The organism is Curtobacterium sp. PhB191 (genome assembly GCF_004346515.1).
GTDB lineage: Bacteria > Actinomycetota > Actinomycetes > Actinomycetales > Microbacteriaceae > Curtobacterium.
In genome coordinates this window covers 65060-78173 of sequence record NZ_SMBV01000001.1, presented here as the reverse complement: position 1 = coordinate 78173, position 13114 = coordinate 65060, and the positions used below count along the sequence as shown (strand labels likewise).

Sequence of the window (13114 nt, the reverse complement as noted above, 5' to 3'; positions counted from 1 at the left end):
TAGTGTGCCCCGGTCTCCCCGTACGATTGACCCCGTGTCCAAGGTCCTGAGCAGTCTCCCCGTCGGCGAACGAGTCGGCATCGCGTTCTCAGGGGGTCTCGACACCTCCTGCGCCGTTGCCTGGATGCGCGAGAAGGGGGCGATCCCCTGCACGTACACGGCTGACATCGGTCAGTACGACGAGCCGGACATCGACGCCGTCCCGAGCCGCGCGCACGAGTACGGTGCCGAGATCGCCCGCCTGGTCGACGCGAAGAGCGCCCTGGTGGAGGAGGGCCTCGTCGCCCTGCAGACTGGTGCGTTCCACATCCGTTCCGGCGGCAAGACGTACTTCAACACGACGCCCCTCGGTCGTGCGGTGACGGGCACGATGCTCGTCCGCGCGATGAAGGAGGACGGCGTCGACATCTGGGGCGACGGCTCCACCTACAAGGGCAACGACATCGAGCGGTTCTACCGCTACGGCCTGATGGCGAACCCGCGTCTGCGCGTCTACAAGCCGTGGCTGGACTCCGAGTTCGTCGAGGAGCTCGGCGGCCGCAAGGAGATGAGCGAGTGGCTCGTCGCCCGCGGCTTCCCGTACCGCGACTCCACCGAGAAGGCGTACTCGACCGACGCCAACATCTGGGGTGCCACGCACGAGGCGAAGAGCCTCGAAGAGCTCTCCAGCGGCCTGGACATCGTCGAGCCGATCATGGGCGTCGCCGCCTGGCGTGACGACGTCGAGGTCGCCACCGAGGTCGTCAGCATCCGCTTCGAGGCCGGACGCCCCGTCGCGATCAACGGCCAGGAGTACACGGACGCCGTCGCACTCGTCTACGAGGCGAACGCGATCGGCGGTCGACACGGCCTCGGCGCGTCCGACCAGATCGAGAACCGCATCATCGAGGCGAAGAGCCGCGGCATCTACGAGGCACCGGGCATGGCCCTGCTGCACATCGCGTACGAGCGGCTGCTCAACGCGATCCACAACGAGGACACCGTGGCGTCGTACCACAACGAGGGCCGCCGCCTCGGGCGCCTGATGTACGAGGGCCGCTGGCTCGACCCGCAGTCGCTCATGCTCCGCGAGTCCCTGCAGCGCTGGGTCGCCTCGGCCGTCACCGGCGAGGTCACGTTGCGCCTGCGCCGCGGCGACGACTACACGATCCTCGACACCACGGGTCCGGCGCTGTCGTACCACCCCGACAAGCTCTCGATGGAGCGGGTCGGCGACGCCGCCTTCGGTCCGGACGACCGCATCGGTCAGCTGACGATGCGCAACCTCGACATCGCGGACTCCCGCTCAAGGCTCGAGCAGTACGCGGCCGCCGGTCTCATCGGCGGTGCGACGGCCGAGCTCGTCGGCGAGCTCGAGGCGGGCGAGTCCGAGGAGATCCTCGGTGGCGCCGTCATCGCCTCGGACGCCGAGGACGCACTCGGACGCCGGACGGACCTCGCCTCCGAGGGCGCAGCCTTCGACTCCGGCACCGACTGACCAGAGCGAGACCACGCGACTGGTCACGTGCCCTGATGGCACGGACCCGACGGACGGGAGGCGCGGTGCCAGCTGGCACCGCACCTCCCGTCCGTCGTCTTGCCCCGGCTCAGGCCGCGGCGCCTCCGAGCAGCAGCTCCAGTTGCTCGACGACCAGGTCGGGCCGCGTGATGAACGGGTGGTGCCCGGTCGGCACGTCGACGCTCCGCGTCGCCCGCGCCGCGTGCGCGCGCTGCAGCCCCACGGTGGTGCTGCGGTCCTCGGTACAGACGAGATAAGTCGAGTCGACGTCCTGCCACCCTGCTGCCGTCGTCGGCGTCACGAACGCCCCCGCCGACTGGGCGGTCACCCGGTCCCAGGCGGCCTGCTGGGTGCTCGTGTCGGCGTCCTGCAGGAAGCGGGCACCGAAGGACCCAGCGTCGTACCCGGCGACGGCGAGGACTCCTTCACCGGCCGGGCCGATCGACACGGGGACCGGCTCGTCGGCCATGATGCCGGCCTGCGCGGAGCCGACGTCGGGCAGGTACGAGGACACGTACAGCAGGTGAGCGACGGCGCCGTGCCGTCCGGCCTCGGCGATGACGGTGCCGCCGTAGGAGTGCCCGACGACGATCGCCCCGTCGCTGTCGTCGAGGGCGGCGCGCAGGGCGGCTGCGTCCTCGGCGAGCCCACCGTCGGGGTGTCCCGACTGCCCCTCGCCGCAGGACGGCAACGAGACCGCTCGGCTGCGGATGCCGGTGCGGCCGCGGGTTCCGGTGCGACTGTGCAGCAGGTCGGCGGTGGGCTGCCACCACCAGGCACCGTCGCGGACCAGGGCGCCGTGGATGAACAGGATCTCCATGCCCCGACGCTACGGCGATCCGGGCGGCGGCGTGCGATCGGCCGAGAAGCGCACCGCGCTCGACGGCGTCGGACGCAACCCCTACCGTGGAGGAACTGGATCGGTCATCAGGGACCCGTCGTCACGATGCTCCTCACAGATGTGGGGTCTGGCACAGCGGGTCGATCCGGACGAATCCGAGATGCGCATCATCTCGACGAAGGGCTGGTCGTCATGACCGCCAGGATGCAGCACGATTGGCACCGCCACGGCCTCCGGTCGCCGGAGGACCTCGAAGCCCTCGTGGCCGAGCGCCTCGAAGGAACCGGTCACGCTTCCACCAGCACGGGTGACGCACGGCGCGAGCCGTCCTACGCCGACTTCCTCGGCGAGCAGATCTGATCCGTCCCGGTCCGCTGCTCTACGGCTTGTAGAGTCTGTGCATGCGGACAGGACGAACGACGGCAGCTTCCCTCGCGATCGTCATCGGAGGGCTCCTGGCGCTCGTCGGGGTTCAACCGGCCTCGGCGCACTCGGCGCTCATCGGCAGCTCGCCCGCTGACGGCGCGGTCGTCACCGAACCGCTCGACCGGGTCGACCTGACGTTCAGTGAGGCACCGCTCGCGGGTCTCGACGCCGGACTGCGGATCCAGGTCACCGACGCCGACGGCACCGACGTGTCGACGGGCGAGGTGACCGTCTCCGGCATGACGATGGGCAAGGCCGTCGACCTCGAGAACGGCGCGTACACGGTGCTCTGGCGGTACGTGTCGCCGGACGGCCACCCGATCGACGGCTCGTACGGGTTCGAGTACCGGGCCGCGGTCGCGGCACCATCCGCGACGACTCCGGCGACGACGGTGCCCACGTCGGACCCCGTCACCCCCACTCCGACGTCGACGGCGACCGCCACCGGGGCATCCGACGGCGCGCCCGACTCGGCGCCCGGCATCGCCCCGGGCGTCTGGGTCGCGCTCGGCGCCGGCACGGTCCTCGCAGCCGGGGCCGTCGTCGTGCTCCTCCTGCGCCGCACCCGACGCACTTCGTGAGCAGGAATGGTCGGGTGGCCGAGCGCCACGCGACCATTCCTGCGCACCATGCGCCGTGCCTGCCACCCGGCCACGCGCCGGACGGGAGGCCCGCCACCCGGCCGCCACGGGCCTCCCGTCAGACGCTGGCCACGTTCACCCCCGCTTGGTGAGCAGAAGAGGTCGGGTCCTGGAACGGGACCCGACCTCTTCTGCTCACCATGCGAGCGCGCCGCACCGCACCGCGCACCGCGCTACGCGGCGGCGGGCGCCTCCTCGAGTGCGGCGTCCGCCCGCTCCTCGCTGCCGGCGGCCAGGCCGCGCGCGATCTTCCCGCGCGACGCCAGCCACAGCACCACCGCGGCGACGAACACGATGACCTCGGTGACGGTCAGCGCCCAGATGATCCCGGCGAGTCCGAACCACAGGTTGCCGACGATGACGATCGGGATGAACAGCACGCCCTGCGCCAGCGACAGCACCATCGCGGGCAGCACCATGCCGGTCGCCTGGAACAGCGAGGTGAGCAACCCCGTGAACCCGTTCACGATGGCGGCGACGAGCTGCGCCGTCAGGATCGTCAGGCCGATCGCGAGGACCGAGTGGTCGCCGGAGAAGATCGTGAACACCTGCTCGCGGAAGGTGAAGACCGCGCCGGAGAACACGAGGACGATCGCGCCGACCGTGAAGGCGGCTCCGCGCAGGGCGGCCCGGAGACGTGCGGCGTCGCCCTTGCCGAACGCGTAGGCGAGCAGGGGCAGTACGCCGATCGTGACGCCCATCACCAGGAACTCCGGCACCTGCGCGATGCGGACCGCGACGCCCATGGCGGCGAGCGGGTCGTCGCCGTAGGCGGCGGCGAGGTTGTTGAGCACGAGCGTCGTGACGATCAGGAAGGCGGACTGCAGCAGTTCGCCGACGCCGATGCCGAAGACGGGCTTCAGGATGTCGGCACGGAGCGTGAACCACTTCGGCGCGAAGCTGACGTTCTCGCTGTTCCGCTGCAGCCAGGTCACCCAGTAGGCGATCGACACGACGTTCGCGAGTCCGACCGCCAGCGCTGCGCCGCCGACGCCCCAGTGCAGCACGAGGATGAAGAGCACGTCGAACACCAGGTTCCCGATGGTCGACAGGACCAGGCCGATCATCGCCTGGCGTGCAGCACCCTCGGAGCGGACGATCTGCTCGAGGGCGAACGACGAGGCGAGCACCGGGACGAACGCGAGCATCACGGCGACGTACTCGCTCGTGGCGGGGACAGCTGCTGCGTCGGCACCGAGCACGGCGACCAGGGGGCGCAGGAGCACGAGCCCGACGACGGCGAGGACCGCACCGGTGACGACGGCTCCCCACAGCGCGAACGAGGCGACGTGCTTGATGTCCTGCGCCTTGGCGGGGTCGTGCTCCGAGGCGCCGAGCAGACGGGACATCAGGGCACTGCCGCCGACGCCGAACACGCCGCCGACGGCCATGACGATGCCGAGCAGCGGGGTGCCGAAGGTGATCGCGGCGAGCAGTGACGTGTCGTGCTGCGAGCCGATGAAGCCGGCGTTGATGACGTTGTACAGGGCGCTGACGACCATCGCAGCGGCCATCGGCACACACAGGTGCACGAGGGCCCGGGCGATCGGGGCGGCGGAGAGGTACCAGCGGTTGGTGGCCGCGGCGGTGTTCTCGGGGGTGGTGGTGGTCATGACTGCCTCCTCGTGGGCAGGGCTGAGGGCGCGACGGGATGCCGTCGCGTGCGGGGGGTGGGGCCGGGAGGCCCGTGGCGCGTCGAGCGCGCCGGTGACGTCGGTGCCGGGGCGGCGCTACCGCGTCGGCGGTGCGAGCTCCGCGGTCACCTTCTGCAGCAGGTGCCGCAGGGTGGCGCGTTCGTCCGTGTCGAGTGGTGCGAGCAGGGTGTCGTCGAGGGCGACCATCGCGTCGGTGAAGCCGGCGATGAGGTCGATGCCCGCCGGGGTGGCGTGCACCGTCTTCGTCCGACCGTTCGTGGCGTCGGGTCGCCGTTCGACGAGGCCGCGCCGCTCGAGGCCCTGCAGGAGGCTCGAGACGCTGGCCGCGCTGGTCCGGGTGATCTCGGCGATGTCGCGTTGGATCGCCCCGGGGTTCTGCTGCAGGTACCCGAGCACGAAGCTCTGCTCGCGGGTGAGGTCCCGATCACGGACCCACTCGTCAGCCGCCTTGCGTTGTGCCCATCCGATCCACCGCATGAGTTCGAGCGGGGTGGTGAGATCCGGTGCCTGCATGATCAGAACTCTAACTGTTTGATCTCTAACTGTCAACGAGGGTCCGACCCGTGGCTCGGCCCCGGAACGGGGGTATGGCCTCGGGGTGTGGCGCTGGTAGCTTGCACAGGAAGACGGCCTCACCAGCCGTCGTCCTCGGTCCGGTACCGGACCGTTCGGGTCTCCCGTCGAACCGCCGGGGGACGGATCAGCAGCGGCGGACCTCCGCCCGGGAAAGGGACCCATGACTCGCACTGCGCTCCGAGCGCGACGCCGCCGGCGTCCATGAACTCCGACGCGCGCCGGCGGGTACCGGCGTGCGTCTCCACGGGGCCGCGGCGTTCGGGTCGCCTCGGGCCCTCCGGTGCGGTGGCGGTTCGGACCGCCACCGCACCGGACATCCGCACCACCACGAGTCAGTGAGGACCACCGTGCACGATCACGACACCCACCCGCTCGACCGTCGAGTCGGCCCGCCGCACGTCGAGCGGTTCCGACTGACGCAGAGCGCCGAGACGCTCGGCGTCGTCTGCACCTGCGCGATCGGCGTCGACCACGACAACACGATCCGGCCGGTGCACGCAGAACCCGTCCGCTGAACGCTGTGCACTCCGGCGGGTGCAGCGGGATACTGGGGTGGTGCGTGAACTCCAAGCCGCCATCGCCGCGGACCTCAACGTCCAGCCGACCATCGAGCCGGAGCAGGAGATCGCCCGCCGTGTCGGGTTCCTCCGTGACTACCTGCTCACGACCGGCGCGAAGGGGTTCCTGCTCGCGATCAGCGGCGGCCAGGACTCCACGCTCGCCGGGCGCCTGACCCAGCTCGCGGTCGAGTCCCTCCGCGCCGAGGGCCACCCCGCCGAGTTCACGACCGTCCGCATGCCGTACCGCGTGCAGGCCGACGAGGACGACGCCCAGCTCGCCCTGCAGTTCATCGCAGCCGACCCGGGCATCACCGTCAACATCGAGCACGGCGTCGACGGCGTCATGCTCGATACCGCTGCCTCGGGCGTCGAGCTGAGCGACTTCGTGAAGGGCAACGTCAAGGCCCGGATGCGCATGGTCGCCCAGTACGCCGTCGCCGGCCAGCGCGGACTGCTCGTCGTCGGGACCGACCACGCTGCCGAGGCGGTCACCGGCTTCTTCACGAAGTACGGCGACGGCGGGGTCGACCTGACGCCGCTCACCGGCCTGTCGAAGAGCCAGGGGCGGCAGCTGCTCGAGCACCTCGGAGCGCCCGCCCGCCTGTACGAGAAGGCCCCCACCGCGGACCTGCTCGACGAGACGCCCGGCCAGACCGACGAAGCGAACCTCGGGCTGTCCTACGCCGAGATCGACGCCTACCTGCAGGGGCACGACGTGCCGTTCGAGGTCGCCGAGGCGATCGAGTCGCGGTACCGCGCGACCGAGCACAAGCGCCAGGTGCCGGCGACGCCGTTCGACGACTGGTGGCGTGCGGGCGCGTAGGCGCAGACGCGACCATCGACAGGAGGCGCGCTGCAGGTGATCCTGCACCGCGCCTCCTGTCCGTCCGCGCGATCTCCTAGGATGGGAGCCGACGGAACAACAGATGCGGAATCCAGGCTGGCGCCTGGTCCGGAGGGGGAGTCATGGAAGTCCTGTTCGCACTCGGAGCCATCCCGCTGATCATCGTGGGGATCATCGTCCTCGCCGTGATCGCACTGATCTACGCGAAGGTCGTGTACCGCAACGCCGGCGCCGACGAAGCGCTCATCATCACCGGCAAGCGCTCGCGCAAGGTCAAGAACGACGACGGCACCGAGACCGTCGAGTCCGGCATCAAGGTCGTGCTCGGCGCCGGCGTCCTCGTCCGACCGTTCTTCGAGAAGGTCGCGAAGCTCTCGCTCAGCTCCCGGGCGATCGACATCAACGTCAACGCGCAGGACTCCCGCGGCGTGACGATCGACGTCGAAGCGGTCGCGCTGGTCAAGGTCGGCGAGACCGACGCCTCGATCCGGGCGGCCGCGCAGCGGTTCCTCGGGCAGGAGAAGAAGATCGACGACTTCGCGCGCGAGGTCCTGTCGGGATCGCTCCGTGCGTCGATCGGTGCGACCGACGTGTCCACGATCATCCGCAACCGCGACCAGCTCACCGTCGCGGTGCTCGACGTGGCGAAGGAGGCCCTGCACAGCCAGGGGCTCGACGTCGACTCCTTCGAGATCAAGGGCATCTCGGACCGCAACGAGTACATCAGCGACCTCGGTCGTGCCGAGCGCGCCCGCGTCCGGCTCGAGGCGGAGAACGCCGAGGCGCAGGCCGACCGCGAAGCGCGAGAAGCCCGTGCCACCGCCGACCAGGCCATCGCCGAAGCCGAGAACACCCTGGCGATCCGCCGCGCCGCACTGCAGCTCGACGCCGACCGGGCATCGGCCGAGGCCGCAGCCGCTGGTCCGCTCGCCCAGGCCCGTGCGGCGCAGGGCGTCGTCGAGCAGGAGCAGATCACCGCGCAGAAGCGTGCCGAGCTGCGCCGTGCCGAGCTCGAGTCCGAGGTCTCCGCCGTCGCCGAGGCGCAGGCGCGCAAGACCCGCGTCGAGGCCGAGGCGGCCGCCGGTGCCCAGGTCGAGACGGCCCGCGCCCAGGCCGAGGCCCGTCGGATCTCCGCCGAAGCGATCGCCGCCGAGGCGAAGGCCGAGTCCGAGGCGCGCAAGCTCGCCGCCGACGCCTCCCGTGCCGAAGGTGAGGCAGCGGCCGACGCGATCCGCGCCAAGGGTCAGGCCGAGGCGGACGCCACGAAGGCCCAGGCCGACGCGCTCGCACAGCACTCCGAGGCCGTCCTGCGCGTCAAGGCCATCGAGACCCTGCCGAGCATCGCCCGCGAGCTCGCGGCGCCGATGGGCAACATCGACAAGCTGACCGTGGTGTCCTCCGACGGCGCCGGCGCCCTGTCGAAGAGCATCGTGAGCCAGTTCAGCGAGGTCGACGCCCTGCTCGGGACGACCGCCGGGTTCACCCTGAGTGACATCGTCAAGAGTTCGACGACGGGGCAGGCTGCCGCTCGGGCCGTCGTGCGTGAGCAGTCCACCGCTGTCGCGGAGCCGACCGAGTAGTCCTCAGCGGTACCCTGGGCGGGCGTGGCGAGGATCAGTCCTCGTCGCGCCCGTTCTCGTCCCGGCGCTCGCGCTGCTGGCCACCGGCGTCCTCGCGCTGGTCAGCGAGCCGCTGCTGCCACACGACGCTGCGGGCCGCACCCTCGAGGATGTCGTCGACGCTCCGTCCGGTCTGCGCCGCGAGCGCACCGCTGAGTCCGGCGGTGAGGGTCCCGCCGGCGGACGCCAGACGTTCGATCACCTGCTCCTGGCGTGGGGTCAGGGGCTCGTCGATCATCTCGTCGATGGTGTCGCGGATGTTCTGTTCGCTCGCGTCCAGTGCCGCCTCGTCACCGGAGTGCAGCGCTGCTGCTTCTCCGACGACGACGAGACCGAGGCGCGCTGCGTCGTCTTCGGGACGCGGAGTGCGGTGCTCATCAGTCATGCGGGGGACCGTACGCTCCGGGGCGCCGCGCTTGCTGGACAGACGGGGTACCCGACGCCTGTCGCCCGTCGTCAGTGCGGTGTCGTGTCCCACCGGCGGAGCAACCACTCCGCCGCGGCGAGACCCTCGCGCCGTTGGAAGTCACGGATGGTCGGCATGTTCGGCGGTGCCGGGGGCAGTGCGTGCTCGAAGAACAGTCCGGCGAGACCGGCGAGCACGGCGTCGACCGTAGCGGTAGGCACGCCGGCGAACACCGGATGGGTGGCGAGGTGGTGCTCGACGTCGGTGTCCTCGCCGCGGACGAGTGTGTCGATCAGGTAGGTCAGCGGGTCGAGCCAGTGCGCGCCGATGCTCGCCCACGGCCAGTCCACGACCCAGACGACCCCGGAACCGTCGACGAGCAGGTTGTCGGCGCGGCAGTCGGCGTGCACGAGGTGGTCGCCGTCGACGAGTGCCGCTGCTCGGTCGGCGGCTCGGGCGATCGCGGGTCCGGCGGTGAGGACGTGTGCCGGCACGACCTCGGCCACCCGGTCGGCCAGGGTCGGGTCGCCGAGAATCCGGTCCCAGGCGCCGAACTCGTGGCGCAGGTCGTCGGCGATCCGGGGGAGCGTGCCGAGGTCGCCGGTCGCCGGCGGCAGGGTGTCCAGCGCATCGAGCACCGCCGCGGTGTCGCTGCCGTCGAGTGCTGCCCCGGGGTGCTTGCCCTCGATGTCGTCGAGGACCAGGACGACCCACTCGTCGCCGTCCACGGTGGCGTCGAAGGCGTCCAGCAGGGGTGGTGCCTGCACGGTCGACGGCAGCTGCGCCACCACGCGGGCTTCCCGGCGGTGCAGGGCGAAGGCATCGGCGTTCCGCGATCGCGAGACCGTCTTGACGAACGCCCGTCGCCCCGTCGCCGTGACCACACGGTCGGCACTCCCCGGCGACCACCCGGCGGTCTGGGACTCGGTGGTCGTCACCGCTCCGCCGAGGATCTGTTCCACCCGGTCGCGCAGGATCACCGGCACGTCCGTCCACGCAGTTCGCCCCATGGCCGACGACGCTACCTGAGAAGCCGTTCACGAACGTGCACGGACGGCAAGTTTGCGTTGGCAGCAAACGTGCTGATGATGTAAAGTTGCAGCGTCTGCAAGGTTGACCCGCCGTTCGACGGCCCGCCACACACGCTCCGGCGTCCCTTGCCCGCACGACGACCACCACGCACCCCTGAAGGACCCCCATGTCTACTGCCACCGCACCCGTCGAGGTGTCGCGCGGACGACACGACTCCCCGGCCAGCACGCCGGGCAAGCCGATCATGTCGCACCGTCAGATCCTGCTCGTCATCTACGGCCTCATGGCCGGCATGTTCCTGTCGTCGCTCGACCAGACGATCGTCGGCACCGCGATCCGCACCATCGGCGACGACCTGCACGGCCTCGACCAGCAGGCGTGGGTCACGACCGCGTACCTCATCGCGTCGACCATCACGACGCCGATCTACGGCAAGCTCTCCGACGTCTTCGGGCGCCGCCCGCTCTACATCTTCGGCATCGCGGTCTTCATCCTCGGCTCGCTGCTCTCGACGATGTCGACCTCGATGATCATGCTCGCCGCGTTCCGTGCCTTCCAGGGCATCGGTGCCGGTGCGCTGATGTCGCTGCCGCTCGCGATCATGGGTGACATCCTCGCCCCGCGTGAGCGTGCCAAGTACCAGGGCTACTTCCTCGCGGTCTTCGGCATCTCGTCCGTCATCGGGCCGCTCATCGGTGGCCTGTTCGCCGGCGCGAGCACGATCCTCGGTGTCACCGGCTGGCGCTGGGTCTTCCTGATCAACGTGCCGATCGGCGTCGCGGCGCTCCTGATGGTCATCGCCTTCCTGCACCTGCCGAAGTTCGGTGACGCCAAGGCGAAGCCGCGCATCGACTGGTGGGGTGCCACCTCGGTGATCGCGACGCTCGTCCCGCTCCTGCTCGTGGCCGAACAGGGCCGCACCTGGGGGTGGGGTTCGGCCGGCGCCATCGCCTGCTACGTGATCGGTGCGCTCGGGCTCGTCGCCTTCCTGGTGATCGAGACCCTGATGAAGGACGACGCGATCATCCCGCTCAAGCTGTTCCGCTCGGGCACCTTCTCGATGGCCACGATCCTCGGGTTCCTGGTCGGCTTCGCGATGTTCGGCGCCATGCTGACCATCCCGCTGTACCTGCAGATCGTCACGGGGCTGACCCCGACGGAGTCCGGCTTCGCGACCCTGCCGATGATCGGTGGTCTGATGATCGCCTCGATCGCCTCGGGGCAGATCGTCGCCCGCACCGGTCGCTACCGGATCTTCCCGGTGATCGGCACGGCCCTGGTCTCGGTCGGCTACGTCGTCCTGACGTTCATGACGATCGACAAGCCGCTCTGGTTCCTGATGATCGGCATGTTCCTGATCGGCCTCGGCCTCGGGCAGCTCATGCAGAGCATCACCCTCGCCTCCCAGAACTCCGTGCAGCCGCGGGACATGGGTGTGGCGACGTCGTCCGCCACGTTCTTCCGCCAGATCGGTGGAACGCTCGGTACGGCGGTGCTGCTCAGCATCCTGTTCTCGATCATGCCGGCGAACATCCTGCACGCCACCGCGGACCAGAAGAACCTGTCCGGTGCGCTCGACGCCGCCCTGAACCCGACCGTCGCCACGGCGAAGGCGAACGCGGGCGTCATGGAGCAGATCTGGAACCCGATCGTCACCCCGGTGAAGTCGCAGGTGCAGTCCGGCCTCGACCAGGCCACCGCGCAGGTCAACGCTGCGACGACCGGCGCCCCGGAGGCCGCGCAGCAGCAGGCCCTCACCGCCGCAGCCGACAAGGCGCACGCCAGCGTGCAGGACGGCAAGCTCGTGGTCGACTGGTCGGACGCCTCGCAGCGCTCGTACTGGGTCGGCGAGCTCGCCCCCGAACTGTCGAAGCAGATCGACAAGGGAGCCGGCGACGGCAGCAGCTCGAGCAGCGAGACGAGCGACACGTCCTACCTCAACGGTGCGACCCCGGCGCTGACCAAGCCGTTCATGACCGGCTTCAACGCGTCGGCCGTGACCGTCTACTGGGTCGGCTTCGCCGTGATCCTGCTGGCGTTCATCCTCAGCTGGTTCTTCAAGGCGCCGCCGCTCCGCAAGAGCTCGGCCCTGCAGGAGCAGGCCGACCAGGCCGGCACCGCTGATGACCTCGAGGTGCAGGCCGTCAAGGCGGCCGACACGATGGGGTCGCCCACGGCGCCCGTCACCGGATCGATCCCCGTGCAGCGGGACCGCGCGTAGGACTGGCCACCGGGGCCTCTCGTCACCAGACGGGAGGCCCCGACCCGCACCAGGAGCAGCAGTGAGCACGATCGAATCGCACCCGGCAGGCGACAGTGGCCTGCGGGAACGCAAGAAGCAGCAGACCCGGCACGCGATCCACCAGGCCGCGCTGGCCCTGGTCTCCGACCGGGGCCTGGCCGGCGTCACGGTCGAGGAGATCTGCGCCGACGCCGGCGTCTCGCCCCGCACCTTCTTCAACTACTTCCCGTCGAAGGGCGACGCGGCACTCGGGCTCCCCGAGAGCTCGGTGCCCGAGGTGGCACGACAGGCGTTCCTGACCGCGGAGGGCCCGCTCGTGTCGGACCTCTGCGACCTCGTCGCCCGCACGGTGACACTGCCGGCGGACCGCCGTCGCATGAAGGAACTCGTGCAGGCGCGACCGGAGATGGTGCCCGCGATGCTGCAGTGGATGGCGCGTGCCCGGCTCGCCGTGTTCACGGTCGCCGCCGAGCGCACCGACGTGGACTCCGCGCGGACCGCGGTGACGCTCGTCATGGCGGCGCTCATCGAGTCGGCACACCGCTTCGCCGACGGCTCGCGCGACGAGCTGGCGGACCGCCTCCGCGGCGTGGTGGCCGAGATGGGCCGGCTCGCCTCCGCCTGAGGCGCGACCGGTCGCCCCCGCCGAAGCGACAGATGCGCGTGCTCCGCTGTCGACGGTTTCGCGAAAGCGACAGATCTCCGCGAACAGTTGGCGGGGATCTGTCGCTTTGGCGGATCGGCCACGCAAGCGCAAGCCGCGCAGCCATCCGA

Annotated in this window: 13 protein-coding genes; 8 read left to right on the top strand and 5 right to left on the bottom strand. The window is 70.5% G+C overall.

The features are described from left to right. Positions 1-34 precede the first annotated feature (34 nt). On the top strand, positions 35-1477 hold the full coding sequence (gene argG, locus EDF48_RS00375) for an argininosuccinate synthase (RefSeq protein ID WP_131877443.1): 1443 nt from the start codon (positions 35-37) through the stop codon (positions 1475-1477). A 109-nt stretch (positions 1478-1586) separates the two neighbouring features. On the opposite strand, the gene EDF48_RS00370 is transcribed toward argG, so the two are convergent. After that, the gene (locus tag EDF48_RS00370) at positions 1587-2318 is read right to left on the bottom strand and encodes an alpha/beta hydrolase (RefSeq protein WP_131877441.1); all 732 of its coding nucleotides are present in this window, start codon (positions 2316-2318) and stop codon (positions 1587-1589) included. A 213-nt stretch (positions 2319-2531) separates the two neighbouring features. Here EDF48_RS00370 and EDF48_RS18955 point away from each other — a divergent pair, with 213 nt between their 5' ends. Next, positions 2532-2699, top strand: a complete 168-nt coding sequence (locus EDF48_RS18955; protein ID WP_159570266.1) for a hypothetical protein — start codon at positions 2532-2534, stop codon at positions 2697-2699. 41 nt (positions 2700-2740) lie between these two features. Next, positions 2741-3346 (top strand): copper resistance CopC family protein, encoded by a 606-nt coding sequence (locus EDF48_RS00365; protein WP_131877439.1) that lies wholly within the window; start codon positions 2741-2743, stop codon positions 3344-3346. 233 nt (positions 3347-3579) lie between these two features. Here EDF48_RS00365 and EDF48_RS00360 read toward each other — a convergent pair whose 3' ends face one another. Continuing rightward, positions 3580-5019: an MATE family efflux transporter gene (locus tag EDF48_RS00360; protein ID WP_123936834.1), complete on the bottom strand. Its 1440-nt coding sequence runs from the start codon at positions 5017-5019 to the stop codon at positions 3580-3582. 117 nt (positions 5020-5136) lie between these two features. Continuing rightward, on the bottom strand, positions 5137-5574 hold the full coding sequence (locus EDF48_RS00355; protein WP_123340836.1) for a MarR family transcriptional regulator: 438 nt from the start codon (positions 5572-5574) through the stop codon (positions 5137-5139). Positions 5575-5984: 410 nt separating this feature from the next. Between EDF48_RS00355 and EDF48_RS18950 the strand changes: the two genes are divergently transcribed. From EDF48_RS18950 to EDF48_RS00345, 3 genes are all read left to right on the top strand, one after another. Next, the gene (locus tag EDF48_RS18950; protein ID WP_159570252.1) at positions 5985-6152 is read left to right on the top strand and encodes a hypothetical protein; all 168 of its coding nucleotides are present in this window, start codon (positions 5985-5987) and stop codon (positions 6150-6152) included. 40 nt (positions 6153-6192) lie between these two features. Beyond that, a complete protein-coding gene (gene nadE, locus EDF48_RS00350; protein ID WP_131877437.1) occupies positions 6193-7020 on the top strand; it encodes an ammonia-dependent NAD(+) synthetase in 828 nt (275 codons plus the stop codon). 143 nt (positions 7021-7163) lie between these two features. Further along, positions 7164-8621 (top strand): SPFH domain-containing protein, encoded by a 1458-nt coding sequence (locus tag EDF48_RS00345; RefSeq protein ID WP_123936833.1) that lies wholly within the window; start codon positions 7164-7166, stop codon positions 8619-8621. Between the two features lie 34 nt (positions 8622-8655). Here the strand turns inward: EDF48_RS00345 and EDF48_RS00340 are convergent, their stop codons facing one another. Then, positions 8656-9045 (bottom strand): hypothetical protein, encoded by a 390-nt coding sequence (locus EDF48_RS00340; RefSeq protein WP_123293330.1) that lies wholly within the window; start codon positions 9043-9045, stop codon positions 8656-8658. Between the two features lie 71 nt (positions 9046-9116). Further along, a complete protein-coding gene (locus EDF48_RS00335) occupies positions 9117-10076 on the bottom strand; it encodes a phosphotransferase (protein ID WP_131877435.1) in 960 nt (319 codons plus the stop codon). Positions 10077-10264: 188 nt separating this feature from the next. On the opposite strand from EDF48_RS00335, the gene EDF48_RS00330 reads away from it, so the two are divergent. Together EDF48_RS00330 and EDF48_RS00325 are read left to right on the top strand one after the other, a co-directional pair. Next, positions 10265-12319, top strand: coding sequence for an MDR family MFS transporter (locus EDF48_RS00330; RefSeq protein WP_131877433.1), 2055 nt, complete (start codon positions 10265-10267; stop codon positions 12317-12319). A gap of 61 nt (positions 12320-12380) precedes the next feature. Continuing rightward, positions 12381-12965, top strand: coding sequence for a TetR family transcriptional regulator (locus tag EDF48_RS00325; protein WP_131877431.1), 585 nt, complete (start codon positions 12381-12383; stop codon positions 12963-12965). Positions 12966-13114: the final 149 nt, after the last annotated feature.